Below are 26,607 nucleotides of genomic sequence, written 5' to 3'. Positions count from 1 at the left end.
TCAAGAGGATGGGCGATCACTTTCCACGAATCAGGTCGCGTATCAGGCGCCGGCCGGGATGCAGGTGGTCCGCCAGGGGCTGCTCCAGGGGCAGCGGCTCGTCGCAGATCCGCGAGGCCAGTAGCTCGGCACATAGCGGAGCACTGGCCAGGCCGCGGGAGCCGTGGGCGGTGCTGACCCAGAGCCCCGCATGGTGCCGCCCGAGTGCCTCGGGAATGCGGGTGGCGTCCTTGGCCAGCACGGCATACTCCTCCCGCCAGGCAGCGGCGTCGGGCATGGGCCCGCAGTAGGGGGACTTGTCGGGGCTCGCCGCACGCACCCCCACCAGGGCACGGAACCGCTCCGGGGAGAGGTCGGTGCCGGCGTCGCGCAGGGCGGCGGCGAAGTGGGGCAGGCCACGCTCCAGCTCCTCCAGGTTGGCGCGATGGTCGCCCTCGCGAGGGGTCGTGTCGGTATCGCCGGGGGCGAAGGTGGCGCCGATGTTGAGCACACCCTCCGCCGCCGGTGGCACATAGCCTCCGGCGCAGACCACGCGCCCCAGCCGGGGTGCCCCCGGGGGCAGCTGGAGCTGGCTGAGTTGCCCGCGAACCGGCTGCAGGGGAAGAGAAGCGGTCTGCTCGAAGGCGGCGGTTTCCGCGGCGCCGGCGACGATGACCTGCTCGGCCTCGATGGGCTCGCCGTCGTGCATCTTCAGTCTCCAGCCGGTTTCCAGTCGCCGCAGCGCCGCGACCTCTCCCCGGCGGAAAGTAATGCCTGGCGTTTCCGCCAGGCGTATGCAGAGCTCCATGGGTCTGACCCAGGCGGCACCGGGGTAGTCCAGGGCCGGGGCATCGACCCTGACGCCAGCGGCGGCGCTGGCTCCCGCGGCGTCCACCCCTCTCACCACGCTCTCCGGGAGGGGATGGTTGGCCAGGAAGCGCGTCTGGCGCGCCTGCTCCTTGTCGTTCAGGGCCAGCTGCAGCACGCCGCTCGCCCGCCATAGCGACTGCTGCGGGTCGAGCCAGGCCAGCCAGCGGCGGCTATGCAGCAGCCCGGCCAGATAGGTACGGCTCTGTCGATTGGTGTCGGCGGACAGTTTGACGTAGAGCGCGCCCTGCAGATGCGTGGCTTTCAGTTCGGCACGCTCGAGGCGGTCGATCAGGGTCACGGCGATGCCGCGCCTGGCCAGGGCGGCGGCGGCACTGGCGCCGGCGATGCCGGCACCGATGACCGCGACCCGGCGAGGTGGCCGGGGCGCCGGTGGGGTGAACCAGGGAGTCTGTCGCCGGCGTTCATCGCGGGGGGGCTCGGCGATCTCGCCGCACAGCATCTCTCGCTTGCGCCCGAAGCCCGGTGCCTTGTGCCAGGTGAAGCCGGCCGCCGCCAGGCCGCGCTTGACCACGCCGGCGCAGCTAAAGGTGGCGAAGGTGGCCCCCGGTCGGGAGCGAGCCGCCATCGCCTGGAACAGTGCCGGCTGCCACATCTCGGGGTTCTTCGCCGGGGCGAAGCCATCCAGGAACCAGGCGTCGACCCGGCCGTCGAGCAGTGACAGCCGCTCGGCGGCATCGCCCAGATGCAGGTCGAGGGTGACGCGCTCATCGAGCCATAGCCGGTGCACGCCGGCCACCGGCTCGGGCCACTGCGCCACCAGCCTCTCGCTGCGCTTCGCCAGATCGGGCCAGGCGGCCAGCGCCCGGGCCAGGTCGGCGCGGTCGAGCGGGAACTTCTCGGTGGACACCAGATGCAGTCGAGCCGCCGGCGCCGCGTGGGCCTCGAAGCAGGCCCAGGCACACAGCATGTTGAGCCCGGTCCCGAAGCCGGTTTCGCCAATCACGAAGGGGCGCGGCTCCCGCCACTCCCTGAAGCGCTCCGGCAGGCGGTTGCCGGCGACGAAGACATGTTCGGTCTCGGCGCGACCATCATGGCGAGAGAAGTAGACATCGTCGAAGGTGGGAGAGTGGGGGGCTGCCTCGCCGCTTGCATCGTTGCGCCAGTCGAGACGGGCGTTATCGAGGGCGGCGAGAGGCGGCAGGCCATCGGGGGCGGCAGTCACGGGAAGCTCCGGAGACGTGTTCAATATTTGATCGATTGCGCTGCGGAGCCAGTATCAGGGGGCTGGCGACAGGCATCCGCGGCGTTTCAACAGGGTTGTCCACAGTGGCTGTGCAAAAACCGGCTGTTGATAAGCTGGCTGGTTGAGTGAACCTTCTTCAGGGGAGAACCTTCTTGAAGGGCTTCACCGCCACCCTGGCGTAGACGCCGGCGATCACGTACGGGTCGGCATCGGCCCAGGCCTGGGCCGCCTTGAGGCTGTCGAACTCGGCGACCACCAGGCTGCCGGAGAAGCCGGCATCGCCCGGGGCTTCGCTGTCGATCGCCGGGTGGGGACCCGCCAGGACCAGGCGACCCTCGTCGCGTAGCGCCTCCAGGCGCGCTAGGTGATCGGGGCGAGCGGCGAGACGGCGCTCCAGGCTGTTGTCCACATCTTCACTGATGATCGCGTAGAGCATTGGCTGGCATCCTTCTATGGGGGCGACAGGGTCGGGGGAGTGGCGCCATTGACCGGCATTGGCCGGAGGCGCACCATGATAGACCATTCTGACAAAGTCGCCGATCGGCGTCATGCCAATGCCTCCACTTCCCCCGCGCTTCGAGGGCGACCCCGAGCCGCTCCGCATCGACCTGCATATGCACTCCACCGCCTCGGATGGTGCCCTGTCTCCCATGGACCTGGTGGCGCTCTGTGCCGCCCAGGGCCTGACGCATATGGCGCTGACCGACCATGACACCCTGGACGGAGTGGCCGAGGCGGCCGAGGCGGCCAGGCGCGAGGGCCTCGTGCTGGTTCCCGGTACCGAGCTCTCCACCCAGTGGCGCGGCATCGGCATCCATGTGGTGGGGCTGCTGCCCGAGGGCGTGAAGGGGGCGCTGGTCGAGGGACTCGAGGCCCAGGCCGTGGCTCGCGTGAAGCGCGCCAGAACCATCGCCTCGCGCATGGAAAGGATTGGCCTCGATGATGCCCTGGCCCGGGCCCGGGAGCAGGCCGGCAGCGAGCGCCCCCTGGGCCGCCCCGACTTCGCCCGCGCACTGGTCGCGGCGGGGGTGGTGCCCGATGTCGCGACCGCCTTCAAGAAGTACCTGGGGGCCGGCAAGCCGGGTGACGTCAAGGCGCTGTGGCCGGATATGGCCGAGGCGGTGGGCTGGGTGCTTTCGGCGGGGGGCGTGGCGGTGCTGGCGCATCCGCTTCGCTACTCCCTGACGCGACGCAAGCGTGGCCTGCTGCTCGATGACTTCAGTGCCGCCGGCGGCCAGGCCGCCGAGCTGGTCAGTGGCTTCCAGAATCCCGATGTGACCCGCGACCTGTCGCGTCAGCTCCAGGAGCGCGGGCTCTATGCCTCGCTGGGCAGCGACTTTCACTTCACCGGCGGCCACCTGGCGCCGGGCAGCATGAGCCCGGTGCCGCGCACCGCCACGCTGCCGGTATGGACCCATCCGCGGCTGGCGCCGCGGTTCAATTCAGGAGCGTGACCATGAGCCAGTTCTTCCAGATTCACCCCGAGAACCCCCAGAAGCGTCTGATCGAACAGGCGATCGGCATCATTCGCTCCGGTGGGGTGGTGGCCTATCCCACCGATTCGGGCTACGCCCTGGGCTGCCACCTGGGCGAGAAGAAGGCCATCGACAGGATCAAGCGGCTGCGTGCCCTGGATGACAAGCACAACTTTACCCTGGTGTGTTCCGACCTCTCCGAGATCGGCACCTATGCGAAGGTGGACAACGCCGTCTTTCGCCTGCTCAAGGCTCACACGCCCGGTGCCTACACCTTTATCCTCAATGCGACCACCGAGGTGCCGCGACTGCTGCTGCACCCCAAGCGTCGCTCCATCGGGGTTCGCGTACCGAACCATGCCATTACCTACGCCCTGCTCGAGGCGCTCGGCGAGCCGCTGATGAGCGTGACCCTGATCCCGGTGGGCGAGGAGCTGCCGATGACCGATGCCGAAGAGATCCGTGAGCGCTTCAGCGCCGACCTCGACCTGATCATCGACGGCGGCGCCTGCCATCTGGAGCCCACCAGCGTGGTGGATCTGCGCGAGCTTCCGCCGGTGGTCCTGCGCGAGGGCCGCGGCGACGTCGCTCCCTTCCGCGAGTAATCCCCACACCCGTGGCGGCTAGGCGTCGTTGCCCTTGCCGCCATGCTCCTCCCACCAGGCCTCCTGCTTCTCCTCGGAGAGCTGTGGGTCGGGGGTGTCCTCGTCGAGCCAGGTACTGCACAGCAGGCAGTACTTGGCGCGCTGCTCGTGGCGGTCATGGCCGCACCCCGGACAGGCCTCGTCGGAGTAGCGATCGGCGCGGATCGAGCGGATCACCTCGGCGGAGAAGACCCCGGTGGGTACGGCGATGATCGAGTAGCCGATCAGCATCACCATCACCGAGATCGCCTGACCCAGCGGGGTCACCGGCACGATATCGCCGTAGCCCACCGTGGTCAGGGTGACGATGGCCCAGTAGATCGACGTGGGAATGCTGGTGAAGCCGGCCTCGGCGGGCTCGATCAGGTAGACGATCGAGGCGAAGATCGAAACCAGCATGAAGACGGTGAACAGGAACAGGAAGATCTGATGGCTGCTGCGCTTCAGGGCCCCGATCAGCAGGCGTCCCTCGCCGACGAACTCCATCAGCCGCAGCACCCGGAAGATGCGCAGGGTGCGCAGCAGGCGCACCATCACCAGGGTCTGGACCCCGGGCACGATCAGCGCCAGCCAGGTGGGCAGGATGGCGATCAGGTCGACCACCCCGTAGAAGCTCCTCAGATACTGCAGGGGGCGCTCCAGGCAGTAGAGACGTACCGCCAGCTCGAACGTAAAGGCGATGGTGAACCCCCACTCCAGCCACAGGAACAGGGTGCCGTAGTCGCTGCGCAGACTCTCGATGCTCTCCAGCATCACCACCAGCACGCTGGTGAGTATCGCCACGATCAGGACGATATCGAAGGCCTTGGCAGGGCGCGTGTCGGACTCGAAGATGATCTGGAAGACGCGTTTGCGCAGGCCTTCGTCGGCGGGGCTGGGTAGATGGTTCACGGGCGGTTTCCTTGTGGTGAGTTCAGGCCAGGGGGAGCTGCCCCGACAGGCGGTGTGCCAGCCACAACAGCTGACGGCCGTTATGGGGCGTCAGCCAGGCATCGCTCGCCAGGGCCTTCCCGAGGGAGCCCGCCGCCGCTGCCTCTCTCGTCGTCGTGTCGCCCTGGGCCGCGAGTCGACGCAGGGCGTCGGCCGCCGCTTCCCGCCAGTCGCCATGGCTGCTGTCGGCGTTGGCATCCAGCGCCACCACGGCGCGGTGTAGCCAGCAGGCCGGCGAGCCGCCCGGGGGAAGTCGCCACTCGCCCGAGAGCAGGGCCCCGCCCCGGGCCGCCTTGCTGGTATCCGAGGGGCGTAGGGCCACATGCTCGGCCAGGGCGTCGGCCAGTGACCATAGCGCCGCCGGCTCGCCCTCCACGAGCTCCAGCTCCAGTTCGCGAATCTCGACATGACGACCCGCCGCGGAAATGTCGCCCTCATCCAGGGCCAGCTCGATACGAGCTCCGCGATGCTCGAGGTGCCAGGTTTCGCGGCGGAAGTCCGTGGTAAAGCGTGCCTCCAGTCGCCTCAGCACGTCCTCGCCCAGCTCGGCCGGTGGCAGCCCCTCGAGGCCAGCCAGGTCGAGCCCCGGCCCCGGGACCCGCCACTCCCACTCGCCGCGTCGCGACAGGCCGCCGCCGCCCTCGCCGCGGGTCTTTACCGTCTGCAGCAAACGACCGTCGACCCGGCGCAGGCGAAGCGCCATGCGCGCCGCTTCCAGCTCCCCCCCGGCGGTGTCGAAGTAGGTGTTGCCGAGGCGGGTGGCGCTCGGGGAGGACTCGTTCAGCAGGGGGTGGCGACGCAGGGCGTCGGGGCCCTCGGGGCCCAGGGCGAGCTTCAGTTCGATCTCTTGACTCATGCGTCGACAGCCTCGATCAGGTGGGGATTCTCAAATCGGATGAATAGTTCATGACGATGGCGACAGGGGTCACTATACTGTCGCCGCCATTTTCAAGGTTTCGAGATGCCCCATGGTGACATCCAATCCCTTCTCCGCGATGTTCGGTCGTTCGCCATTCGAGCCGTTGCTGACCCATATCGTCAAGACGAGCGAATGTGCCGACCAGCTGCTGCCCTTCTTCGAGGCGACCCTCATGGGTGACTGGGAGTCGGCCGCGGCCCACCGCGAAACGGTGACTCGCCTCGAGCACGAGGCCGATGAGCTCAAGACCGAGCTGCGCCTCAACCTTCCCAACACGATGTTCCTGCCGGTATCGCGCTCGGATCTGCTCGACCTGATCAGCGTACAGGACAAGATCGCCAACAAGGTGCGCGATATCACCGGCATCATGCTCGGCAGGCGCATGCAGGTGCCCGAGGAGCTGGCCCAGCCGATGCGTGACTACATGCAGACGGCCGTGGCCTGTGTGGCCCAGGCGCGCCACGCCCTGGAAGAGCTCAGGGACCTGCTCGACTCCGGCTTCGGGCGCAATGTCAGCGACGTGATGCAGAAGCTGATCCGGGAGCTGGATCGCCTGGAGCATCAGGCCGATGCCCAGCAGGTCGCCATCCGCCGCCAGCTGTTCGGCCTCGAGGATCGTCTGCCGCCGGTCGATGTCATGTTCCTCTACACGATCATCGACTGGGTAGGGCAGCTCTCCGACCGCGCCGAGCGGGTGGGAAGCCGTCTGCAGATCATGACTGCCAATTGAGTGCCACGGCTCCGACAATCTCGGGGCCGTTGTAAGCACACCATCAAACGACCGCAACGAGGGGACGTATCCTCATGTCGATCATTGCGCAGCACGGCGAGATCTTCATTATCCTGGCCTGCCTGTTCGGCTTCTTCATGGCCTGGGGAGTGGGGGCCAACGATGTCGCCAACGCCATGGGCACGTCGGTGGGCTCCCGCGCCATCACCATCAAGCAGGCGATCCTGATCGCCGTCATCTTCGAGTTTCTCGGCGCCTGGCTGGCCGGCGGCGAAGTGACCAACACCATTCGCAAGGGGATCATCGACCCCGAGCTTCTCCAGGAAGACCCGCAGCTGCTGGTCTACGGCATGCTGGCCGCGCTGCTGGCGGCCGCTACCTGGCTATTGGTTGCCTCCATGAAGGGCTGGCCGGTCTCCACGACACACTCCATCGTCGGTGCCATCGTCGGCTTCTCCGTGGCTGGCCTCGGAGCCGCGGCGGTGGACTGGGCCAGTGTCGGCAAGATCGCCGCCAGCTGGATCGTCTCGCCGCTGCTCGCCGGTACCATCGCCTTTACCCTGTTCAAGTCGGTACAGCACCTGATCTTCGAGGCCCGTGACCCCTTCGCCGCCGCCAAGCGCTACGTGCCGATGTATGTCTTCCTGGTGGGCTTTGCGGTCACCATGGTGACCCTGACCAAGGGGCTCAAGCACGTTGGGCTGGACCTCGATTTTGGCACCAGTCTGCTGCTGGCGATGCTCGCCGGCCTGTTGTTTGCCGCCATGGGTGTTCTCATGGAGCGGCGAGTGCAGGCCAGTAGTCGCAAGACCGACCACTTCGGCTTCAGCGGGGTCGAGCGGGTGTTTGGCGTGTTGATGATCTTCACCGCCTGCGCCATGGCCTTCGCTCACGGCTCCAATGATGTGGCCAACGCGGTGGGGCCCCTGGCGGCGGTGATCGGCGTGGTGAATAGTGGAGGCGAGATCGATGGGGCCGCCCTGGTGCCCTGGTGGGTGCTGGTGCTCGGTGGTGGCGGTATCGTTGTCGGCCTGGTCACCTATGGCCACAGGGTGATTGCCACCGTGGGTACCGGCATCACCGAGCTTACGCCCAGTCGTGGCTTCGCGGCCACCCTGGCCGCCGCGGTCACCGTGGTGCTGGCGTCGGGCACCGGCCTGCCGATCTCCACGACCCATACCCTGGTGGGGGCCGTGCTGGGCGTGGGCCTGGCCCGCGGTATGGCGGCCCTCAACCTGCGCGTGATCGGCACCATCGCCATGTCGTGGCTGATCACCCTGCCTGCCGGTGCGGGGCTGGCCATCCTGTTCTTCTTCATGTTCAAGGGCATGTTCGGCTAACGCATACGAGGGGCCGGGGGGCACGAGCCCCAGGCCATCGTCTGCACGGAGCCCCGGGCGGCGGTACCACGTTAGTGGTGCCGCCGTTTCCGTTGCTCTGCTATAGTCGTGGACCCCCCTTTTCGATCACCCGCAGCCGGAGAGCGGCTCTTGGATAAACGCTTCCCCTTCGTCGACTGGTTTCGCAACTCCTCGCCCTATATCAATGCTCATCGCGGACGAACCTTCGTCATTCTGATCGAAGGCGAGGCGATGGCGCGGGGGCGTGGCGAGCAGTTGATCCAGGATCTGGCGCTACTGCATACCCTGGGGGTACGGCTGGTAGTGGTGTTCGGCATTCGGCCTCAGGTACGCCAGGCCCTGGATGCGGCAGGGATCACGCCAGGGCAGCATCAGGGGCGCTGGGTTGCCGATGGAGAGGTGATGGCCTGCATCGAGCGAGTGGCCGCCGAGCAGCTGCTGTGGCTGGAGGCGCGCTTCTCGCTGGGCCTGCCCAATACGCCGATGCATGGTGTGGAACTCTCCGCGATCTCGGGCAATCTGGTGATGGCCAAGCCGCTCGGGGTGCGGGAGGGAGTCGACTTCGATCATAGCGGGGAGGTGCGCCGGGTGCGTACCCAGGCCATCGAGGGGCTGCTGGAGCAGGGCGCTCTGGTGGTGCTGCCACCACTGGGCTTCTCCAGCACCGGAGAGGTCTTCGACCTCGACGCCTCGGATGTGGCCCAGCATGCCGCCATGGCGCTGTCGGCCGACAAGCTGATCCTGCTCGGCGAGGCCAGCGGCCTCTGCGATGCCAGTGGCCAGCTGCAGCGTCAGCTGACGCCCGCCGAGGCCGGGCCGCTGCTGAATCAGGCAACCCCCGGCAGCGAGCTCGCCCGTCATCTGGAGGCCGCCTGTCAGGCCGCCCGCCACGGGGTGGCGCGTACCCACCTGCTCTCTTGGCACGACCATGACGCCCTGCTTGGCGAGCTCTTCACCCGCGACGGGGTCGGCACCATGATCACCCGGCATCGTTACGAGCAGCTGCGTTCGGCGGAGCTGGCGGATATCGGTGGCTTGCTGGAGCTGCTCGAACCGCTGGAGCAGCGCCGCATGCTGGTGCCCCGCTCCCGGGAGCGGCTGGAGCACGAGATCGACGATTATCTGGTGATCGAGCGCGACGGCATGATCATCGGTTGTGCCGCCCTGCATCGGTTCGATGATGCCGAGATGGGCGAGCTGGCCTGCGTGGCGGTTCACGATGACTATCGTGGCGGTGCTCGCGGCGAGCTGCTGCTGGCCGAGCTCGAGCGGCGTGCCAGGCGGCAGGGCCTGTCGGCGCTGTTTGCCCTCAGCACCCACACCACCCACTGGTTCTTCGAGCACGGCTTTCGTCTGGCCGATCTCGAGGCGCTGCCTCCGCTGCGCCGGGACACCTATAACCACGCCCGGAAGTCCAAGGTGCTGGTCAAGTCTCTCGGCTGAGCATGCCGACGTGTTATCGCAACGATCTCGCCTGCCATTCGATATGATGTGGCAAGCCATGCCCTGTCGCCGGGAGCTGTCATCGCCTGTGCAGCTGTCGCGACTTGGCGACTCTCTAAGCTATTGATAAGAATGGTTGTTTAGAGATCTTCTCCGCCTGTGTCTTTTTCTTGCGACATAACTCCGGTTGCAAGCCACCCCGTCACCCGGATTGGAGCACATCTTGAGTACAGGGTGGCTTGTAAGTAGTTGAGTTAATGGTATTTATTTATTTCTGGCACGCTGTTCGCAATATGTCTCAGTGAGCGACGGGAGTGGTTCATTACGGCTCGAACCATTTCGATCGTGACGGAGGCGGAACGACACTGCCCTGTGCCTCGCCTCCAAAGCGATCAGCGTCTGCTCCTAGCGATGTGTGACTTAGGTTGCGATGAGACGGGTACCGACATGCTCAGGGATGCGTACCCAAGGGCAAGGATGCCCCGGCATGGATGCCTCTCTCCCCCCTTGCGGGGGATGGAATTGCGCGGTGGCGCCATGGCACGAATGGTTTCGACCAGGCCGGGCGACACTGCCAGAAACGAGGCGGGATGGTTGGTCTTCGACGACCTGCCGTCCACATGAGGAGGGCCAGCCCCTGGTGGCAGATGGCTCGCTCATGGCTTCGAGGGCCTTCCCCGGCCCGTTTGGAAGGGTGGGCGTTGGCTGGACCAGGCCGCCATCGGTGATCCTTCCAGACCCTTCAGTTCCCTGCGTATTGGGCCGGCTCTGCCGGCCTTTTTTTTATCACTGCATGTCGCGATCGTGAGGGCACGGCGCCCAGGCAAACTCTGGTATCCTGAAGGTTCGACATGATGGCAACCCCATCCGCCACCCCGCCCCCTGGTTATCTGCGAAGAACGCTGGACATGGTCACCCGAGTCGCCCGTCGCTGGCGCCCCCGCTCCCTGCTGCAGCTCGTGCTGATCGCCTTCGTGGTGGTGATGCTGCCGTTGGGCGTGCTGATGTTCCAGGCGGGCCAGGCCCTCTCCGAGCTTACCCGGCTGGCCGACGTCAGCGCCCGCCAGGCGGTGGAGGAGACGCGGCGCGCCCGGACCCTGGGGGTGTTGGCCCTGGAGATGGAGCGTAGTGCACGGCAGTATGCCGTCCTGGAGCAGGAGAGCCTGCTGGAGATCTATGCCGCCCGGCTCGAGGAGTATCGCCAACTGCTGGGTCGGCAGCGAGAGCTGCTGCCGGAGGCTCCTGCCGTGGAGGCGCTGGAGGCGCTTCTCGAACGCCTGAGCGATCTGCCCGGCCTGGAGCTGGCGGCGTTCAAGGAGCGGCTCGACGCCTTCCCGGCACTCGCCGAGCATACCGAAGCGCTGCGCCAGGCCACCAATCAGCGCATCGATACGCGCATCGATGCCATCCGTGAGGGGGCACGAGGGGTGCAGAGGCAGTTGTGGTGGCAGACCGGGGCCCTGGTGTCGGCCAGCCTGGTGCTGATGTTGTTGTTCTCATGGCTGATCATTCGTCCGGTGCGTCAGCTGGAACGCCGTATCCTGGGTATCGGCAGTGGCTCCCGCGAGGCACCACCCCGCCCGGTACAGGGGCCCGCCGAGTTGATTCAGCTGGATGAGCGCCTCGACTGGCTCGCCTCGCGTCTCGATGAGGTGGAGGTCGAGAAGCAGCGCTTCCTGCGCCATATGTCCCACGAGCTCAAGACCCCGCTGGCCAGCGTGCGTGAAGGGTCGGCGCTGCTGGGCGACGGGGTGGCCGGCGAGCTGACCCCGCAGCAGCAGGAGATTCTCGAGCTGATCGATGGCAGCGGCCGCGAGCTGCAGCGGTTGATCGAGCAGCTGCTCGACTACAACCTGCTGCAGCAGAACCGCCGGGTGAAGGTCGAGCTGATCGACGTTGCCACCCTGCTGCACGAGGTGCTGGCCAAGCATCGTCTGGCGTTGTCCAACAAGGGAATGCGGGTCGAGGGCTTCGATGGCCCGGTGGTGTGGCCACTGGATCGTGCCGCGACCGGGCATATCCTCGATAACCTGGTCTCCAACGCCATCGCCTATGGTGAGGAGGGAGGGGTGCTGGAGATCCGTGCTCGGCAGCGCCGAGATCGCCTTGAGCTGGAGGTGGCCAACAGCGGCGAACCCATTGCCGAGGCGGATCGCCCGCGGTTGTTCGAGGCCTTCTATCAGGGCAGCACGCGTCGCAAGGGGCCGCTCAAGGGTTCCGGCATCGGGCTCTCGGTAGCGGCGGACTGCGCCCGCCTGCAGCAGGGCGAGCTGGCCCTGGTGACAGATCCCCGCCTGGCGGTCTGCTTCCGCCTGACGCTGCCGCACACGGCCCCCTCGAGGGTTGAAACTACTGACATGCCTGCCGAGTTGGCAGACCCGCAAGCAAGGAGCTGATGTGATGACGCTGCGTCCCCTGTTGGCCAGTCTACTGGCCATCTGGCTGGTCGGTTGCGAGATTCTGCCGCGGGGGCTGATGGAGCACTCCACCGAGCCGGCCAGCGTCGTGGAGTCTGTTGCCCACTGCGGGGCCGAACTGCCGAGCTTCACCGATGAGGCGTGCCTGCTGCGGGAGTGGGTCGACTTCGGGCTGGCGTCGCAGCGCGGTGATCGCGCCTGGCGTGATGCCATGCTCAAGCGCCTGGAAGGGGAGGAGGCGGAGCGACGCCTGGCTCGCGCCGTGGCACTCTCATGGGGGAACCACCGGCAGTGGGGGCTCGCCTCGGAGCTTTACAAGGCCGACCTGAGTGCCGCGCCTGTGACCCTGCAGCCGCTGCTGCGCTACTGGCTCAACGAGCTGGAGCGTCGCCGCGCCATGCTCGGGCGACTGAATGCCGCGCGCTCCTCCCAGGTGGATAGCGAGGCCCGTATCACCGCCCTGGAGGGGGAGAAGGCCGCCCTGACGGAGAAGCTCGAGGCGCTGACCGCCATCGAGCGAAGTATCAACCTGCGACAGCAGAACGAAGAGTGATGGAGGCCTCGATGTGAAGACCCTGCCCCCCCTGCAAACGCGTGCTGAATCGACCCGGATGGCGGCCGCCGGGAGTGCCGGGCGTCGGCAGCCTGCCCATATCCTGCTGGTGGATGACGACGTCAGCCTGCTCAGGCTGCTGGGCATGCGACTGGAGAGTCGCGGCTACCGGCTGACCACCGCGGAGAGCGGCCGCGAGGCGCTCAGGTCGCTGGAGGTCAACCGTCCCGACCTGGTGATTACCGACCTGCGCATGGATGAGATGGACGGCCTGATGTTGTTCCGCGAGGTGCAGCGGGCGGCGCCGGGGCTGCCGGTCATCCTGCTTACCGCCCACGGCTCGATACCCGATGCGGTCGCGGCGACTCGCGAGGGCGTATTCAGTTTCCTGACCAAGCCGGTGGATCGTGACGAGCTGTTCGCTGCCATCGAGGATGCCCTGGCCCAGGCACCGGGCGGGGTGACGGATGGCGATGAAGCCTGGCGGGCCGAGATCATCACTCATAGCCCCGAGATGGAGCGCCTGCTGGAGCAGGCGCGCATGGTCGCCGCCTCCGATGTCAGCGTGCTGGTCAGTGGCCCCTCCGGCTCGGGCAAGGAGCTGATGGCCAGAGCCATTCATCGTGCAAGCCCCCGAGCCGAGAAGCCCTTCGTGGCGATCAACTGTGGTGCCCTGCCCGAACAGCTGCTGGAGAGTGAGCTGTTCGGGCACGCCAAGGGAGCCTTTACCGGGGCGATCAGCGAACATCGTGGCCTGTTCCAGGCCGCCGACGGCGGCACCCTGTTTCTCGACGAGATCGGCGACATGCCGCTGCCGCTTCAGGTCAAGCTGCTGCGTGCCCTCCAGGAGCGTCACGTTCGCCCGCTGGGTTCCACTGCTCAGGTGCCGGTGGACGTGCGAATCATCTCGGCGACCCATCGCGACCTCGATCGCGCCATGGGCGAGGGGGAGTTTCGCGAGGATCTCTACTACCGCCTCAATGTGGTCAACCTGCGTCTGCCATCGCTCAAGGAGCGCCCCGAGGATGTGCCGTTGCTGGCCAAGCATCTGGTGGTCCAGGCCGCCGAGCGTCACAAGCCCTTCGTCAAGGGCTTCTCGCCGGAGGCCCTGAAGCTGCTGGCGGCCAGTGCCTGGCCGGGTAACGTGCGTCAGCTGGTCAATGTGGTCGAGCAGTGTGTGGCCTTGACCGGGACCGCGATCATTCCCGAGGCGCTGGTGGCCCAGGCGCTGGCGGCCGAAGAGAGTGTGTTGCCGACGTTCAACGATGCCCGGGCGGCCTTCGAGCGTCGTTACCTGATCAAGGTGCTGAAGCTCACCGCCGGCAACGTGACCCAGGCGGCGCGTATCGCGGGGCGCAACCGCACCGACTTCTACAAGCTGCTGGGGCGTCACGACCTGGAGCCGGCCACCTTCAAGCCTGAGCGCTGAGGCCTCCCGAAACGACTGGCCCCCGCCATGGGGCGGGGGCCAGGGTTCGCATCGTGCTCCGCTTACTGCTGGGGAAGCTTGGTGCGACGCAGGTAGGGGAAGACGGTCTCGAACTCGCCGAACTTGGCCTTGGCATCCTCGTCGGAGACCGTCGGGGGAATGATCACGTCTTCGCCCACGGTCCAGTCCGCCGGGGTGGCCACACCCTTGCCGTTGGCGGTCTGCAGGGCATCCAGGGCACGCAGTACCTCGGCGAAGTTGCGACCGACGTTCATCGGGTAGGTCATGGAGAGCTTGAGCTGCTTGTCCGGACCGATGATGAACACCGAGCGGACCGTGGCGCTGTCGGCGGGAGTCCGGCCATCGGGCAGGTAGGCCTCGGCGGGCAGCATGTCGAACAGCTTGGCGACCTTGAGGTCCTCGTCGGCGATGATCGGGAAGCCGACATCGCTGCTGGCCAAGCTCTCGATGTCCTTGATCCAGCCCTTGTGGTCCTCCACGTCATCCACCGAGATGCCGATCACCTTGGTATCGCGCTTCTTCCACTCATCGCTGAGCTTGGCCACGGCGCTGAACTCGGTGGTGCAGACCGGGGTGAAGTCCTTGGGGTGGGAGAACAGGATGGCCCACTTGCCGTCCAGCCACTCGTGGAAGCGGATGGCACCCTGGCTGGTGTCGGCCTCGAAGTCCGGTACGAGGTCATTGATGCGCAGAGACATGTGTGACTCCTTGATACATGGTGATGGAATCCCGCCCATGGCGGAAGTGTCGCAAGAACAGTCGACGAAACGGCATCTGGCCCGGAACGTCAAGACGACTTGCGACTAAGCTTAGATAGCACAGGGGGTTGTGAGCTCCCTGCGCTATTGGTTCGACCACTTGGCGGCCGGAATATCGGCGTCATCAGGAAGTACCTCGAGCGTCAGGCGTCCATCCCCCAGGCGGGCGGTCAGGCGGTCGCCGGGGGCGGCGTCATCGGCTCGTCGTACCACGCGCGCCTGCCTATCCTCGAGTATCGCATAGCCACGGCCCAGCACCGCCAGGGGGCTAACGGCATGCAGCTCCCTGGCGACCGCTGTCAGACGCTCGCGATGACGCACCAGCGACCGCGGCGCCGCTATGCTCAGGCGCTGGCTTGCCGCCTCGAGGCGACGTTCGGCCAGCGCCAGTTGGCGGCCGGGCGGGTGTGCCGTCAGGCGGCGCTTCAGCTGGGCCTGGTGTCGGCTTGCCTCGGTCAGGCGCGCCTGGAGGGCTCGTGTCAGTCGTCCGGCCAGCTGCGCCAGCGCCTGGCGGCGGTGCTCCAGCTTCTCGCCAGGGTGACGCAGGCGCGCCCGCTGGTGATCCAGGCGCTGACCCTCGGCATCGAGCCGAGACTGGATCGCGCGCATCAGGCGTGCCTGGAGCATCTCCAGACGATGGGTGAGGTCATGGCGATCCGGCACCAGTCGCGCCGCTCCCGCAGAGGGGGTGGGGGCGCGTGCATCGGCGGCGAAGTCGGCAAGGGTCGCATCCACCTCGTGGCCCACCGCCGACATGATCGGCAGTCGCGAATGGAAGATCGCCCGGGCCAGATGCTCGTCGTTGAAGGCCCACAGGTCCTCCAGGCTGCCGCCGCCCCGGGTGAGGAGGATGGCGTCGCGGTCCGGGTCGAGGTTCGCCTGGCGATTGAGCAACCCCAGCGCCGAGATCATTGCCGGCACTGCCTCGCGTCCCTGGACCGCCACCGGAATCAGCGTCACGTTCACCATGGGCCAGCGGGCGGCGAGTACCGCCAGTACGTCGCGAATCGCCGCGCCGGTGGGTGAGGTGATGATAAGCAGGTGGCGTGGTGGGCAGGCCAGAGGACGGGCATTGGCGAACACGCCTTCGCTGTCGAGGCGTGACTTGAGCCGTTCGTAGGCCGCCAGCAGTTCGCCCAGACCCGCGGCCTGCACCGCTTCCGCGATCAGCTGATAGTCGCCTCTGGGCTCGAAGACCGACAGCCGCCCGCGTACCTTGACCCGGTCCCCGTCGCGCATCGGCGCCCCCACGAAGCGTGCACGGCTCCGAAACAGGGCGCCGCGCAGCTGGGCATGCTCATCCTTGAGGGTAAAGTAGACATGGCCGGAACTGGGACGCGACACCCCGGAGAGCTCGCCCTCGACCCAGATATCGCCGAAGCGTCCCTCCAGCAGCTGTCGGGCGCTGCGGTTGAGCTCGCTGACGGAGAGGGGCATGTCGGTGGGTAAGGGCATGGCCGGTGCGCAAGTTGAAGCGATGGCGCCACTCTAGCATGGGTGGGCACCTACAGTATGGCTCGACACATGATGCGGGGCAGTGGACTTTGTCCATGCTGGCATCATGCGTGCGCCGGGAGAATCCGGCACACGCATGATGGGGGGTGGTGCAATCGGGACTGGCGATATCACTTTTCCTCGGCAGCGTTATCCTTGCTCATGCTGCCACCCGCGACACCGCCGGCATGCCAGGCGCTCCTTCCCTCACGGTTCGTGCGGCGCGCCTCGGACTCCTGATCGAACCACTCCTTCTCGTACTCGGGGAACTCTTCGAGATCTTCCGATTGGGCATCGATGGTGACGCGGTGGGTGACATAGCCATCGCCCCATGTGCCGCCATCGTCGCGCTTGCTCTCTACGCTGATCTTCTTGATGTCCGCCACTATCTCACGGCCACCCATGCCGAGAACCTCGCCGGTCTCGATCACCAGGGCGCTGATCTTCTGGTCATCGTCGAGCAGGATATCCTCGACTTCGCCGACGTTTTCCTCAGGGTCGTCGCGCAGGTAGACATCGGCATCCATCAGGTCGTCGGCCGAGTAGAGGCCCTGTGCCTGCATGGAGGCATGGCTCTGCTGCTGGCCTTCCTCCTTGTTTTCGTGTTTGTCGGCAGATGCCTGGCCACCGAGGGCCAGACTACCGGCAACGGCGGTTACGGCGATGGTGAGTAGACGCTTGTGCATGATCGTTCTCCTTTCCTGCGGTTGCTGATCGTGCTCGCTCATCTCCAGCACTCGTTACAACCCGCGAGCCCAGTCGTCGGCCTGGCGTTCTGCCTCTTCGCGCTCCAGGCCATAGCGCTGCTGCAGCTTGCCTACCAGTTGGTCACGCTTGCCGGCCACCTGATCGAGTTCATCGTCACTCAACTCTCCCCAGCTGGCACGCGCCTTGCCTTTGTACTCTTTCCACTTGCCTTCGATCTGGTCCCAGTTCATGGCATGGTTCCTTATCCGTGGGTTACGCGATCTTCAATCTAGATCAGCGTCTCGATGCCGTGAGGAGATATTTGTTTCTTGTTGTGTTAATTCGTAATGCGGTGTCGAGCGCAGGGCCCGCATTGCTCGTGCCTCGGGCCGGGCGCTATAATAGGCGATTAACCTTACTCCCTCCCCACCAGTCCATGGGTGTCGCCGCATATGCTACGTATGGCCCAAGAAGCTCTGACCTTCGATGATGTTCTCCTCGTGCCTGGCTACTCAGACGTTCTGCCCAAGGACGTCAGCCTGCGGACCCGACTGACCCGGGATCTCTACCTGAACATTCCGCTCCTCTCCGCCGCCATGGATACCGTGACCGAGGCGCGACTGGCCATCGCCATGGCCCAGGAGGGTGGCATCGGCATCATCCACAAGAACATGACCATCGCGCAGCAGGCCGCCGAAGTGCGCAAGGTCAAGAAGCACGAGAGCGTGATCGTCAACGACCCGGTTACCGTGGGGCCCAAGGCCAAGCTGGCGGATCTGCTGGCCATGGCCGAGGAGCATGGCTTCTCGGGCTTTCCGGTGGTGGAGGGCGAGTCTCTGGTCGGCCTGGTCACCGAGCGCGACATGCGCTTCCAGCCCAACCATGGCGATAGCGTGGCGGACATCATGACGCCTCGCGAGCGCCTGGTCACCGTGCCGGAGGGCACCTCCCTGGACGTGATCAAGGGCAAGATGCAGGAGTACCGCATCGAGAAGATGCTGGTCGTGGATGATGCCTTCCGCCTGCGGGGTCTGGTCACCTTCCAGGATATCGAGAAGGCGCGCACCTTCCCCAACGCCGCCAAGGATGCGGATGGCCGTCTGCTGGTCGGTGCCGCCGTGGGGACGGGGCCCGAGACCGCCGATCGCGTGGCGGCACTCGCCGAGGCCGGTGTCGACGTGATCATCATCGATACCGCCCATGGCCACTCCAAGGGCGTGATCGATCGGGTGCGCTGGGCCAAGGAAAACTTCCCCCAGATCCAGGTCGTAGGCGGCAATATCGCCACGGCCGAAGCGGCGAAGGACCTGGCCGAGGCCGGTGCCGATGGCGTCAAGGTGGGCATCGGCCCCGGCTCCATCTGCACCACCCGCGTGGTGGCCGGCGTGGGGGTGCCCCAGATTACCGCCGTCTCCAGCGTGGCCGAGGCGCTCGAGCCCTATGACATCCCGCTGATCGCCGATGGTGGCGTACGCTTCTCCGGCGATCTGGCCAAGGCGGTCGCCGCCGGAGCCAGCGCGGTGATGGTGGGTGGCCTGCTGGCCGGCACCGAGGAGGCGCCCGGCGAGATCGAGCTCTACCAGGGCCGCACCTACAAGGCCTATCGTGGCATGGGGTCGATGGGTGCCATGGCCCAGAGTCAGGGCAGCGCCGACCGCTATTTCCAGGACAAGGATGCCGGTGCCGAGAAGCTGGTGCCCGAAGGCATCGAAGGTCGCGTGCCCTACAAGGGCATGATGGGGGCCATCGTCCATCAGTTGATGGGCGGGCTGCGCGCCTCCATGGGTTACACCGGCTGCCGCGACATCCAGGAGATGCGCACCAAGCCGCAGTTCGTGAAGATCACCGGGGCCGGCTTCAACGAGTCCCATGTGCACGATGTGCAAATTACCAAGGAAGCCCCCAACTACCGGGCTGGTTAAAAAGCGCCGCTGGAATGGCGCCATGCGTTGTTTAAAACGGCCTCGTGCGCGAGTCCGATCGGCATGCTCATTGACAGACTCGTCAACTCCGCTGCCTCGGCCGTTTTCGCCTAGCCTGACGCTCATCCAGCAACGCTCGCAGGATTTTCCACGTATTTTCAGCCTTGGCCTAGATGCCCTAGCGGATGCTTTCATGACCGATATTCACGCCCACAAGATCTTGATCCTCGACTTCGGCTCCCAGTACACCCAGCTGATCGCCCGCCGCGTGCGCGAGATCGGCGTCTACTCCGAGGTTCGCGCCTTCGATATCAGCGAGGCCGAGATTCGTGAGTACGCCCCCAACGGCATCATCCTCGCCGGCGGCCCCGAGTCGGTCACCGAGCTGGATTCGCCCCGCGCCCCCCAGTGCGTGTTCGAGATGGGTCTGCCGGTGCTCGGCATCTGCTACGGCATGCAGACCATGGCCGAGCAGCTCGGTGGTGCCGTCGAGGGCTCCCATGTGCATGAGTTCGGCTATGCGCAGATTCGTCTCGACGCCGAGACGGCGCTGTTTCGCGATATCTCCGACCATATTGATGCCGAGACGGGCAAGAACCTGCTCGATGTCTGGATGAGCCACGGTGACAAGGTCTCTCGGGTGCCCGACGAGTTCACCGTGACCGCCTCGACCCCGAGCTGCCCGATCGCCGCCATGGCCTGGGAGGAGAAGCGTTTCTTCGGGGTGCAGTTCCACCCCGAGGTGACCCACACCCTGCAGGGGCAGCGCATCCTCGAGCACTTCGTGGTCGATATCTGCCAGAGCGCGCGCAACTGGACCCCGGCCCAGATCATCGAAGACCAGATCGCTCGGGTGCGCGACCAGGTGGGCGACCGCCACGTGCTGCTCGGCCTCTCCGGCGGCGTCGACTCCTCGGTGGTCGCGGCCCTGCTGCACAAGGCCATCGGCGACCAGCTGACCTGCGTGTTCGTCGACAATGGCCTGCTGCGCAAGGCCGAGGGTGACCAGGTGATGAAGACCTTCGCCCGCCATATGGGGGTCAAGGTGATTCGCGTGGACGCCGAGGATCAGTTCCTCGACAAGCTGAAGGGCGAGGCCGACCCCGAGGCCAAGCGCAAGATCATCGGCAACACCTTCATCGATGTCTTCGACGCCGAGGCCGCCAAGATCGAGGGAGTCGACTTCCTGGCCCAGGGCACCATCTACCCGGATGTGATCGAGTCCGCCGCCGCCAAGACCGGCAAGGCGCACGTGATCAAGTCGCACCACAACGTGGGTGGCCTGCCCGAGACCATGAAGCTCAAGCTGGTCGAGCCGCTGCGCGAGCTGTTCAAGGATGAGGTGCGCAAGCTCGGTGTCGAGCTCGGTCTGCCCTACGACATGGTCTACCGCCACCCCTTCCCGGGGCCGGGCCTGGGCGTGCGCATCCTCGGCGAGGTGAAGAAGGAGTACGCCGATATCCTGCGCGAGGCCGATGCCATCTTTATCGAGGAGCTGCACAAGGCCGACTGGTATCACAAGACCAGCCAGGCCTTCGCGGTCTTCCTGCCGGTGAAGTCGGTCGGCGTGGTCGGCGACGCCCGCCGCTACGAGTGGGTGATCGCCCTGCGCGCCGTGGAGACCATCGACTTCATGACCGCCCGCTGGGCGCACCTGCCTTACGAGCTGCTGGAGACCGTCTCCAATCGCATCATCAACGAGATCACCGGCGTCTCCCGCGTGACCTACGACGTGAGCAGCAAGCCGCCGGCGACGATCGAGTGGGAGTGATCCCAGCTATCTGAGCTTTTCGTAAAACTCTCTCAAGGATCCCGTCTTGTTGGCGGGATTTTTTTTGAGCTCAGAGCCTAAGTTAGCTGTCTCTACAGTAGTGGTAGCCACCCGACATGAGGCGCCAAGGGATAGGCCTTTATTGTTGCCTTCTTGTAGCATTTCGTCACGGATAAGCCTTTCCGGCCACCTGGCCACCGCACCACGTCTTGATGGAGTGGCTACACTGAGAGCTACAGTGATAGCCGGGAGGACGCCATGAGCAATCGCCTGTTACGTGGGTTGATGGCCGGATTCACGGCCACCCTCGTCATCTCGCTGATCCTGGTGCTGCGCCTGGCGGCGGGCATCATTCCTTGGTACAACCCCATCGAGGTCATGAACCTGGCCGCCCAGGACCTGCTCGGCACGCCAGACAGCCGCCTGTTGGCCTGGGGCATCCACTTCGCCGTGGGCACGCTGATCTGGGGGCTGCTGTTCGCGCTGCTGGTGCCCTATCTTCCCGGCCGCACGCCTACCCGCCGCGGCCTGGAGTTTGGCGTGGCGAGCTGGCTGGTGGTGATGCTCACGGTCTTTCCCCTGGCGGGCTCCGGCCTCTTCGGTCTCGGCCTCGGGCTGGTGGCGCCGCTCTCGATGCTGATCGCCCATCTGGTCTTCGGGGCGGTGATCGGCGCCGTCTACGGCTGGGGGAGGGGCGTGGTCCAGCGGTGATCCCTCGGCAGGCCGTTCATTCGGCGCCTGCCCGGGCATCGGCGCTGCGCCATTCCCGCGGCGAGCAGCCGGTATGCCGGCGGAACACCTTGGCCAGCGCCGATGGGCTGCTGTAGCCCACCCGGCCGGCGATGGCGTCCAGCGGCGCGCCGGCTCGCAGCAGACTCTTGGCGAGCCCCAGCCGGTACTGGGCCAGATACTCGGCGGGGGGCTGGCCGATGGTATCGCGAAACAGGTCGGCGAAGCGGGCCCGGGACATGCCCGCCTCGCGGGCCAGCCCGTTCAGTGTCCAGTCGGCCTCCGGCCGATCATGCAGGGCGCTCAGCGCCTTGACCAGCTGGGGATGGGCCATCCCCGCCAGCAGCCCCGATTCCACTTCGCCGGCATCCATCAGATAGCGCAGCAGCTGGATCACCAGCAGTTCACACAGCCGATCCAGGGCGGCCTGCCGGCCGCAGCGCTCCTCCCGCATCTCCGCCAGCATCAGCTCCAGCAGGCCGGCCATGCCGCTCAGCCGATCCAGCGGCGTCACCAGCATCGAGGGCAGGGCGCGATAGATCGGGCAGATATTGCCGGCGCCGAAGCGGAACGAGCCGCACAGGGTGTCCGCGCCCTCCGGCCCCGGCCCGAGGTGGTGCGCGTCGCCGGCGGCCAGCAGGATCAGCACCGGGGCGTCGAAGCGGCGTGGCTGGCCGTCCGCCAGCGTCAGGTACAGCGTGCCGCGGGTCAGGATATGGATGAAGCCGGTGCCTTCCTGGGGCGGGTAGCGGGCGCTGTAGCACAGCGGGCCGGCATTGAGCACGCTGGCGGCGAGATGAAAATGGTCGAGCAGGGTGGCGAGTCGATCCATCTTGAGACTCCTGGACGTATATCGAAGACCCTTGGAATCCAATCGTCCAGCGTGCCGCCTACACTGTCAATTGCCGGCAACCGTTCCGGCAACCGAACAGGAGGAGCGGACCATGACAACAACCAATGCCCTTGGCCTGGCGGCGCTGCTGGCGCTGACCGGCCTTCCCGCCTTCGCCGCCGATCTGGCAACGACGACCTACAGTGAACACGTGGACGGCGAGGGCAACATCTCGCTGCCGGCAGAGGTCCGCGAACACTGGGTCCACCTCGGCTCCTGGGTGGTCAATGACGACGAGGCCCCGGGGGCCGGCTTCCACGACGTCTATACCCAGCCCGAGGCCGCGCGGGCCTATCGGGAGAGCGGCGAGTTCGCCGATGGCACCGTCCTGGTCAAGGAGATCCGCGGCGTCGAGGCCGGTGAAAAGACCACTGGTCCCGCGCTGTGGGCCGGCGAGCCGCAGATCTGGTTCGTGATGGTCAAGGATACTCAAGAGCGCTTTGATGGTCCCCACTGGGGCGAAGGCTGGGGCTGGGCGCTGTTCAAGGCCGATGCGCCGGAGCAGAACGTGTCCGAGAGCTTCGAGGGCACCTGCAAGGGCTGTCATGTGCCGGCGCAGCAGACCGACTGGGTGTTCGTCGAGGGCTACCCGACGCTGCGCTGAGCTGTCGGGGCGAAGGTGGTCGCGCAGGGAGGCACCAGCGTCCACCTGCCGGTCCAAGCTGGAAGCGGGGGCCGCGAGCAGCGCAGATCACCCACCCGACCCTCACGCCGGCCCGAAAGGACGGCGAGGCCGTGCCCGGGCTCCCGGAGGCTCGGCGGGACGCTGCGCCACCGATCTCGATAGTGCCGAGCCCATTGCCGATCTGTTGGCGATGACGCCGCATCTGCACCGCGATAGTCTCTAGGGGTGCAGACAAGGCGAAGAACGTTATAAGCTATTAACTTTCAAGTCTTTGCGCGCCGGGGGCTGTGTGTCTATGGTCCGCGGCGTTCTTCCTTATATTGACGAGGTCCTCATGTCGACGCTCCTGACACCCCTCTGGCACGGCTATCGCGATGCCTCGCTGATCCTGCGCGTGAGCATCGCCCTGGTGTTGGGCGTGGTGGTCGGCCTGGTCGGCGGGCCTGTCGTGGCCGAATGGCTGGCCCCACTGGGCGAGCTGCTGATGCGGCTGCTGAAGTTCATCATCCTGCCCATCGTCCTGTTCACCCTGATGTCGGGAGTCAATCAGGGCGCCGCCGGTAGCCTCGGGCGGATCGGCCGCAAGGTGTTTCTCTACTATCTGGCCACCTCGGCCCTGGCCATCGTCGTGGGGTTAACCGTGGCGACCCTGCTGTCGCCGGGAGAGGGCATGTCGCTGCAGGGGGCCGGCACCGTCTCGGTGCCTGACAATCCCGGCATCCTCTCGGTGGTGCTCGGCATCGTGCCGAACAATATCGTTGCCGCCTTCGCCGAACAGGATCTGTTGGGCATCATCTTCACCGCGCTGGTCTTTGGCCTGGCCGTGTCGAAGATGCGTCAGTCCGAATCCCAGGCGGAGCTGGGGGAGCGGCTCTATGGCCTGATCGAGGCGCTTAACACCGCCACGCTCAGGGTGATGGATGGCATTCTTCACGTCGTCCCGGTCGGGGTCTTCGCCATCGTGACCAATACCGTCGCCGATCAGGGGCTCGCGACCCTGCTGTCGCTGGGCGATATGGTGGTGGTGCTCTATCTGGCGCTGGGGGCGCAGCTACTGGTCTACCTCGGCCTGCTCAAGGGCTTCGGTGTGTCGGCTCGCGGCTTCTTCCGCGAGGCGCGAACGCCCATGGCCACCGCCTTCGCCACCCAGAGCAGCGCCGGCACCCTGCCGCTGACGCTGGGTGCCGCGAGTCGCCTGGGCCTGCCGCGTAGCCTCTACGGCTTCAGCCTGCCGCTCGGTGCGACGCTGAACATGGACGGAGCAGCGATTCGCATCGCCATCTCGGCGGTCTTCGCCGCCAACGTGATGGGCGTGCCGCTTGACTGGACAAGCATGCTGCAGATCGTGGTGGTAGGCACGCTGATCTCGGTGGGGACCGCCGGGGTGCCCGGTGCCGGTATCGTGATGATCGCGACGGTGTTCTCTCAGGTGGGCTTGCCTATCGAGGCGGTGGCGCTGCTGACGGCCATCGATGCCCTGGTGGGCATGGGCGCTACCGCGCTCAATGTGACCGGCGATCTCGTTGGCACGGCGGTCATCGACCGCAGTGAGCGTAGACGGAGCGCCTCGCAGACGTCCGGCACAGCCGAGCCCGCCCGGTATCGCTAGCTTCTGTCCGAGCCAGGGGCGGCGGTAACCGCGGCGGTGTCACGGTCTCGTTAGTGAGTTGGACAGCTTGAGGCTGGGTTGTTATACCTCCTACAGGCGCTGGAAGCTGGTGGCGCCACTCGCGTCACCATGGGCGCGCATCCAAGAGGAGGGTTGACCGTGACGACTGATAACCGCAAGCCGACGACGACCGATGCCGGAATCCCGGTCGCCAGCGACGAGCACTCGCTGTCCGTCGGCCCCGACGGCCCCATCGTGCTCCACGATCACTACCTGATCGAGCAGATGGCCAACTTCAATCGCGAGCGGATCCCCGAGCGTCAGCCCCACGCCAAGGGCAGTGGGGCATTCGGGCGTTTCGAGGTGACAGAAGACGTCAGCGCCTATACACGGGCCGCGGTATTTCAGCCGGGAACACGCACGGAGGTGCTGATTCGCTTCTCCACCGTGGCCGGCGAGCGGGGTAGCCCGGATACCTGGCGCGACCCGCGCGGGTTTTCCATCAAGTTCTATACCAGCGAAGGCAACTACGACATGGTGGGGAACAACACGCCGGTGTTCTTCCTCCGTGACCCGCTGAAGTTCCAGCATTTCATTCGTTCCCAGAAGCGCCGTGCGGATACCAATCTGCGTGACCACGATATGCAGTGGGACTTCTGGACGCTATCACCGGAAAGTGCCCACCAGGTCACCTGGCTGATGGGCGACAGGGGAATTCCCAGGACCTGGCGGCACATGAATGGCTACTCCAGCCACACCTACATGTGGGTGAACGCCCAGGGCGAGAAGTTCTGGGTCAAGTATCACTTCAAGACCGACCAGGGGGTCGAGTGCCTGACGCAGGAGGAGGCCGACCGGCTGGCGGGCGCGGATGGCGATTATCATACTCGCGATCTCTATCAGGCGATCGAGGCCGGCGAGTATCCGAGCTGGACGCTCTATATGCAGATCATGCCGTTCAAGGAGGCCGAAACCTATCGTTTCAACCCCTTCGACCTGACCAAGATATGGCCCCATGCGGACTATCCGCTGGTCAAGGTCGGCAAGCTGACGCTCGACCGCAACCCCACGGATCATCACACCGAGATCGAGCAGGCGGCCTTCGAGCCCAATAACCTGGTGCCCGGCATCGGCATCAGCCCCGACAAGATGTTGCTGGGGCGTGTGTTTGCCTACGCGGATGCGCATCGCCACCGGTTGGGCGTCAACTACAAGCAGATTCCGGTCAATGCCCCCAGGGCACCGGTCCACAGCTACAGCAAGGATGGCGCCATGCGGGTGCAGAATGTGGCGGACCCGGTCTATGCCCCCAACTCCAAGGGGGGGCCGGCGGCCGATGGCGAGCGTTATCCCGAGGACTCCAGCTGGGAGACCGGAGGGGAGATGGTGCGTGCCGCCTATACACTGCGCCAGGACGATGATGACTTCGGGCAGGCCAATACCCTGGTCAATCAGGTCATGGACGATGCCGCCCGTGAACGCCTGGTGGCCAATGTGGTGGGCCACCTCTCCGATGGTGTTTCCGCCCCGGTGCTCGAGCGGGCCTTCGACTACTGGCGAAAGGTCGACCCGGAGCTCGGTGAGCGGATCGCCAAGGGGGTCCAGGCCAATACTGGCTGAGGCCTTAATACTGGCTGAGGGCTTGTCCTGAGTGCTTCGGAAGCCCGTCGGTGTGATGCCGGCGGGCTTTCTGGCACCCGGGGGCGGGTCGAGAACGGGGAGCAGGAGGTCATCAGTCTGGAAGGGGCTATATCAGCCTGGAAATACTTTGAAGCAGGCAACTGAAGCAGGCAACAACGAAACAGGGCCCGCCGAAGCGAGCCCTGTTTCACGAACCCTGAGGTTCGTGCGCGTTCATGATCCGGGGATCAGAGCGGCTTGATGTTAGAGGCCTGGAGGCCCTTCTTGCCCTGGGTCACGTCGAAGGAGACGCTCTGACCTTCCTGCAGGGACTTGAAGCCTTCAGCCTGAATCTCGGAGAAGTGGGCGAAGACGTCATCACCGCCGTCAGACGGAGAGATGAAGCCAAAACCCTTGGAGTCGTTGAACCACTTTACGGTACCAGTTGTCATAATAAATCCTTTCGCGCTTAGCGCCTTGCAAAGTTCCTGGTGTCACCCAGATGTATAGCGGGTAAAACAAGAA

At 65.9% G+C, this 26,607-nt stretch carries 24 protein-coding genes; 14 read left to right on the top strand and 10 right to left on the bottom strand.

The annotated features are described in order from the left end of the window. Positions 1-16 precede the first annotated feature (16 nt). Together mnmC and RM463_RS08335 are read right to left on the bottom strand one after the other, a co-directional pair. Entirely contained in the window at positions 17-2,032 is a 2,016-nt protein-coding gene (gene mnmC / locus RM463_RS08340) for a bifunctional tRNA (5-methylaminomethyl-2-thiouridine)(34)-methyltransferase MnmD/FAD-dependent 5-carboxymethylaminomethyl-2-thiouridine(34) oxidoreductase MnmC (RefSeq protein ID WP_311429734.1), read from the bottom strand. Positions 2,033-2,189: 157 nt separating this feature from the next. Next, complete coding sequence (locus RM463_RS08335; protein ID WP_311429733.1) at positions 2,190-2,489, bottom strand: YciI family protein; 300 nt, start codon at positions 2,487-2,489, stop codon at positions 2,190-2,192. A gap of 112 nt (positions 2,490-2,601) precedes the next feature. Here RM463_RS08335 and RM463_RS08330 point away from each other — a divergent pair, with 112 nt between their 5' ends. Together RM463_RS08330 and RM463_RS08325 are read left to right on the top strand one after the other, a co-directional pair. Continuing rightward, complete coding sequence (locus RM463_RS08330) at positions 2,602-3,507, top strand: PHP domain-containing protein (RefSeq protein ID WP_311429732.1); 906 nt, start codon at positions 2,602-2,604, stop codon at positions 3,505-3,507. 2 nt (positions 3,508-3,509) lie between these two features. Continuing rightward, on the top strand, positions 3,510-4,133 hold the full coding sequence (locus RM463_RS08325; RefSeq protein WP_195688934.1) for an L-threonylcarbamoyladenylate synthase: 624 nt from the start codon (positions 3,510-3,512) through the stop codon (positions 4,131-4,133). Positions 4,134-4,151: 18 nt separating this feature from the next. On the opposite strand, the gene RM463_RS08320 is transcribed toward RM463_RS08325, so the two are convergent. Together RM463_RS08320 and RM463_RS08315 are read right to left on the bottom strand one after the other, a co-directional pair. Beyond that, the gene (locus tag RM463_RS08320) at positions 4,152-5,063 is read right to left on the bottom strand and encodes an ion transporter (RefSeq protein ID WP_311429731.1); all 912 of its coding nucleotides are present in this window, start codon (positions 5,061-5,063) and stop codon (positions 4,152-4,154) included. 22 nt (positions 5,064-5,085) lie between these two features. Further along, complete coding sequence (locus RM463_RS08315; RefSeq protein WP_311429730.1) at positions 5,086-5,958, bottom strand: CYTH domain-containing protein; 873 nt, start codon at positions 5,956-5,958, stop codon at positions 5,086-5,088. A gap of 112 nt (positions 5,959-6,070) precedes the next feature. Here RM463_RS08315 and RM463_RS08310 point away from each other — a divergent pair, with 112 nt between their 5' ends. The 6 genes from RM463_RS08310 (at position 6,071) to glrR (ending at position 13,954) form a co-directional block, all read left to right on the top strand. Continuing rightward, complete coding sequence (locus RM463_RS08310) at positions 6,071-6,751, top strand: TIGR00153 family protein (RefSeq protein ID WP_195688937.1); 681 nt, start codon at positions 6,071-6,073, stop codon at positions 6,749-6,751. Positions 6,752-6,825: 74 nt separating this feature from the next. Beyond that, complete coding sequence (locus RM463_RS08305) at positions 6,826-8,091, top strand: inorganic phosphate transporter (RefSeq protein ID WP_311429729.1); 1,266 nt, start codon at positions 6,826-6,828, stop codon at positions 8,089-8,091. Positions 8,092-8,241: 150 nt separating this feature from the next. After that, positions 8,242-9,555, top strand: a complete 1,314-nt coding sequence (gene argA / locus RM463_RS08300) for an amino-acid N-acetyltransferase (protein WP_311429728.1) — start codon at positions 8,242-8,244, stop codon at positions 9,553-9,555. An 854-nt stretch (positions 9,556-10,409) separates the two neighbouring features. Next, entirely contained in the window at positions 10,410-11,951 is a 1,542-nt protein-coding gene (locus RM463_RS08295; protein WP_311429727.1) for a HAMP domain-containing sensor histidine kinase, read from the top strand. A 4-nt stretch (positions 11,952-11,955) separates the two neighbouring features. Continuing rightward, positions 11,956-12,525: a hypothetical protein gene (locus RM463_RS08290; RefSeq protein ID WP_195688940.1), complete on the top strand. Its 570-nt coding sequence runs from the start codon at positions 11,956-11,958 to the stop codon at positions 12,523-12,525. Between the two features lie 58 nt (positions 12,526-12,583). Further along, positions 12,584-13,954, top strand: coding sequence for a two-component system response regulator GlrR (gene glrR / locus RM463_RS08285; protein ID WP_195689130.1), 1,371 nt, complete (start codon positions 12,584-12,586; stop codon positions 13,952-13,954). 62 nt (positions 13,955-14,016) lie between these two features. On the opposite strand, the gene RM463_RS08280 is transcribed toward glrR, so the two are convergent. The 4 genes from RM463_RS08280 to RM463_RS08265 form a co-directional block, all read right to left on the bottom strand. Next, positions 14,017-14,673 carry a peroxiredoxin gene (locus RM463_RS08280; protein WP_311429726.1) on the bottom strand — a complete coding sequence of 219 codons (657 nt, stop codon included), beginning with the start codon at positions 14,671-14,673 and terminating at the stop codon, positions 14,017-14,019. A 144-nt stretch (positions 14,674-14,817) separates the two neighbouring features. Continuing rightward, complete coding sequence (gene xseA, locus RM463_RS08275; protein ID WP_311429725.1) at positions 14,818-16,188, bottom strand: exodeoxyribonuclease VII large subunit; 1,371 nt, start codon at positions 16,186-16,188, stop codon at positions 14,818-14,820. 170 nt (positions 16,189-16,358) lie between these two features. Then, a complete protein-coding gene (locus RM463_RS08270; RefSeq protein WP_195688943.1) occupies positions 16,359-16,913 on the bottom strand; it encodes a PRC-barrel domain-containing protein in 555 nt (184 codons plus the stop codon). Positions 16,914-16,967: 54 nt separating this feature from the next. Next, positions 16,968-17,165 carry a CsbD family protein gene (locus tag RM463_RS08265; protein ID WP_195688944.1) on the bottom strand — a complete coding sequence of 66 codons (198 nt, stop codon included), beginning with the start codon at positions 17,163-17,165 and terminating at the stop codon, positions 16,968-16,970. Between the two features lie 201 nt (positions 17,166-17,366). Here RM463_RS08265 and guaB point away from each other — a divergent pair, with 201 nt between their 5' ends. The 3 genes from guaB to RM463_RS08250 all read left to right on the top strand — a co-directional run bounded on the left by guaB (position 17,367) and on the right by RM463_RS08250 (position 21,318). Then, positions 17,367-18,836 carry an IMP dehydrogenase gene (gene guaB / locus RM463_RS08260; RefSeq protein ID WP_195688945.1) on the top strand — a complete coding sequence of 490 codons (1,470 nt, stop codon included), beginning with the start codon at positions 17,367-17,369 and terminating at the stop codon, positions 18,834-18,836. 193 nt (positions 18,837-19,029) lie between these two features. Further along, positions 19,030-20,607 carry a glutamine-hydrolyzing GMP synthase gene (gene guaA / locus RM463_RS08255; protein WP_195688946.1) on the top strand — a complete coding sequence of 526 codons (1,578 nt, stop codon included), beginning with the start codon at positions 19,030-19,032 and terminating at the stop codon, positions 20,605-20,607. 258 nt (positions 20,608-20,865) lie between these two features. Beyond that, on the top strand, positions 20,866-21,318 hold the full coding sequence (locus RM463_RS08250) for a DUF6789 family protein (protein WP_311429724.1): 453 nt from the start codon (positions 20,866-20,868) through the stop codon (positions 21,316-21,318). Positions 21,319-21,334: 16 nt separating this feature from the next. Here the strand turns inward: RM463_RS08250 and RM463_RS08245 are convergent, their stop codons facing one another. After that, positions 21,335-22,168, bottom strand: a complete 834-nt coding sequence (locus tag RM463_RS08245) for an AraC family transcriptional regulator (protein WP_311429723.1) — start codon at positions 22,166-22,168, stop codon at positions 21,335-21,337. A gap of 112 nt (positions 22,169-22,280) precedes the next feature. Here RM463_RS08245 and RM463_RS08240 point away from each other — a divergent pair, with 112 nt between their 5' ends. The 3 genes from RM463_RS08240 to RM463_RS08230 all read left to right on the top strand — a co-directional run bounded on the left by RM463_RS08240 (position 22,281) and on the right by RM463_RS08230 (position 26,082). Further along, complete coding sequence (locus tag RM463_RS08240; RefSeq protein ID WP_311429722.1) at positions 22,281-22,832, top strand: cytochrome P460 family protein; 552 nt, start codon at positions 22,281-22,283, stop codon at positions 22,830-22,832. 355 nt (positions 22,833-23,187) lie between these two features. Beyond that, on the top strand, positions 23,188-24,462 hold the full coding sequence (locus tag RM463_RS08235) for a dicarboxylate/amino acid:cation symporter (RefSeq protein ID WP_311429721.1): 1,275 nt from the start codon (positions 23,188-23,190) through the stop codon (positions 24,460-24,462). A gap of 159 nt (positions 24,463-24,621) precedes the next feature. Further along, positions 24,622-26,082 (top strand): catalase, encoded by a 1,461-nt coding sequence (locus RM463_RS08230; RefSeq protein WP_311429720.1) that lies wholly within the window; start codon positions 24,622-24,624, stop codon positions 26,080-26,082. A 248-nt stretch (positions 26,083-26,330) separates the two neighbouring features. On the opposite strand, the gene RM463_RS08225 is transcribed toward RM463_RS08230, so the two are convergent. Next, positions 26,331-26,534 carry a cold-shock protein gene (locus RM463_RS08225; RefSeq protein ID WP_027960243.1) on the bottom strand — a complete coding sequence of 68 codons (204 nt, stop codon included), beginning with the start codon at positions 26,532-26,534 and terminating at the stop codon, positions 26,331-26,333. Between the last annotated feature and the right edge of the window lie 73 nt (positions 26,535-26,607).

The sequence above is a fragment of the Halomonas sp. LES1 genome (genome assembly GCF_031846005.1).
Taxonomy (GTDB): Bacteria; Pseudomonadota; Gammaproteobacteria; order Pseudomonadales; family Halomonadaceae; genus Halomonas.
Note: the sequence above shows the minus strand (reverse complement) of the source record. Positions and strands in the feature narration are given on the sequence as shown.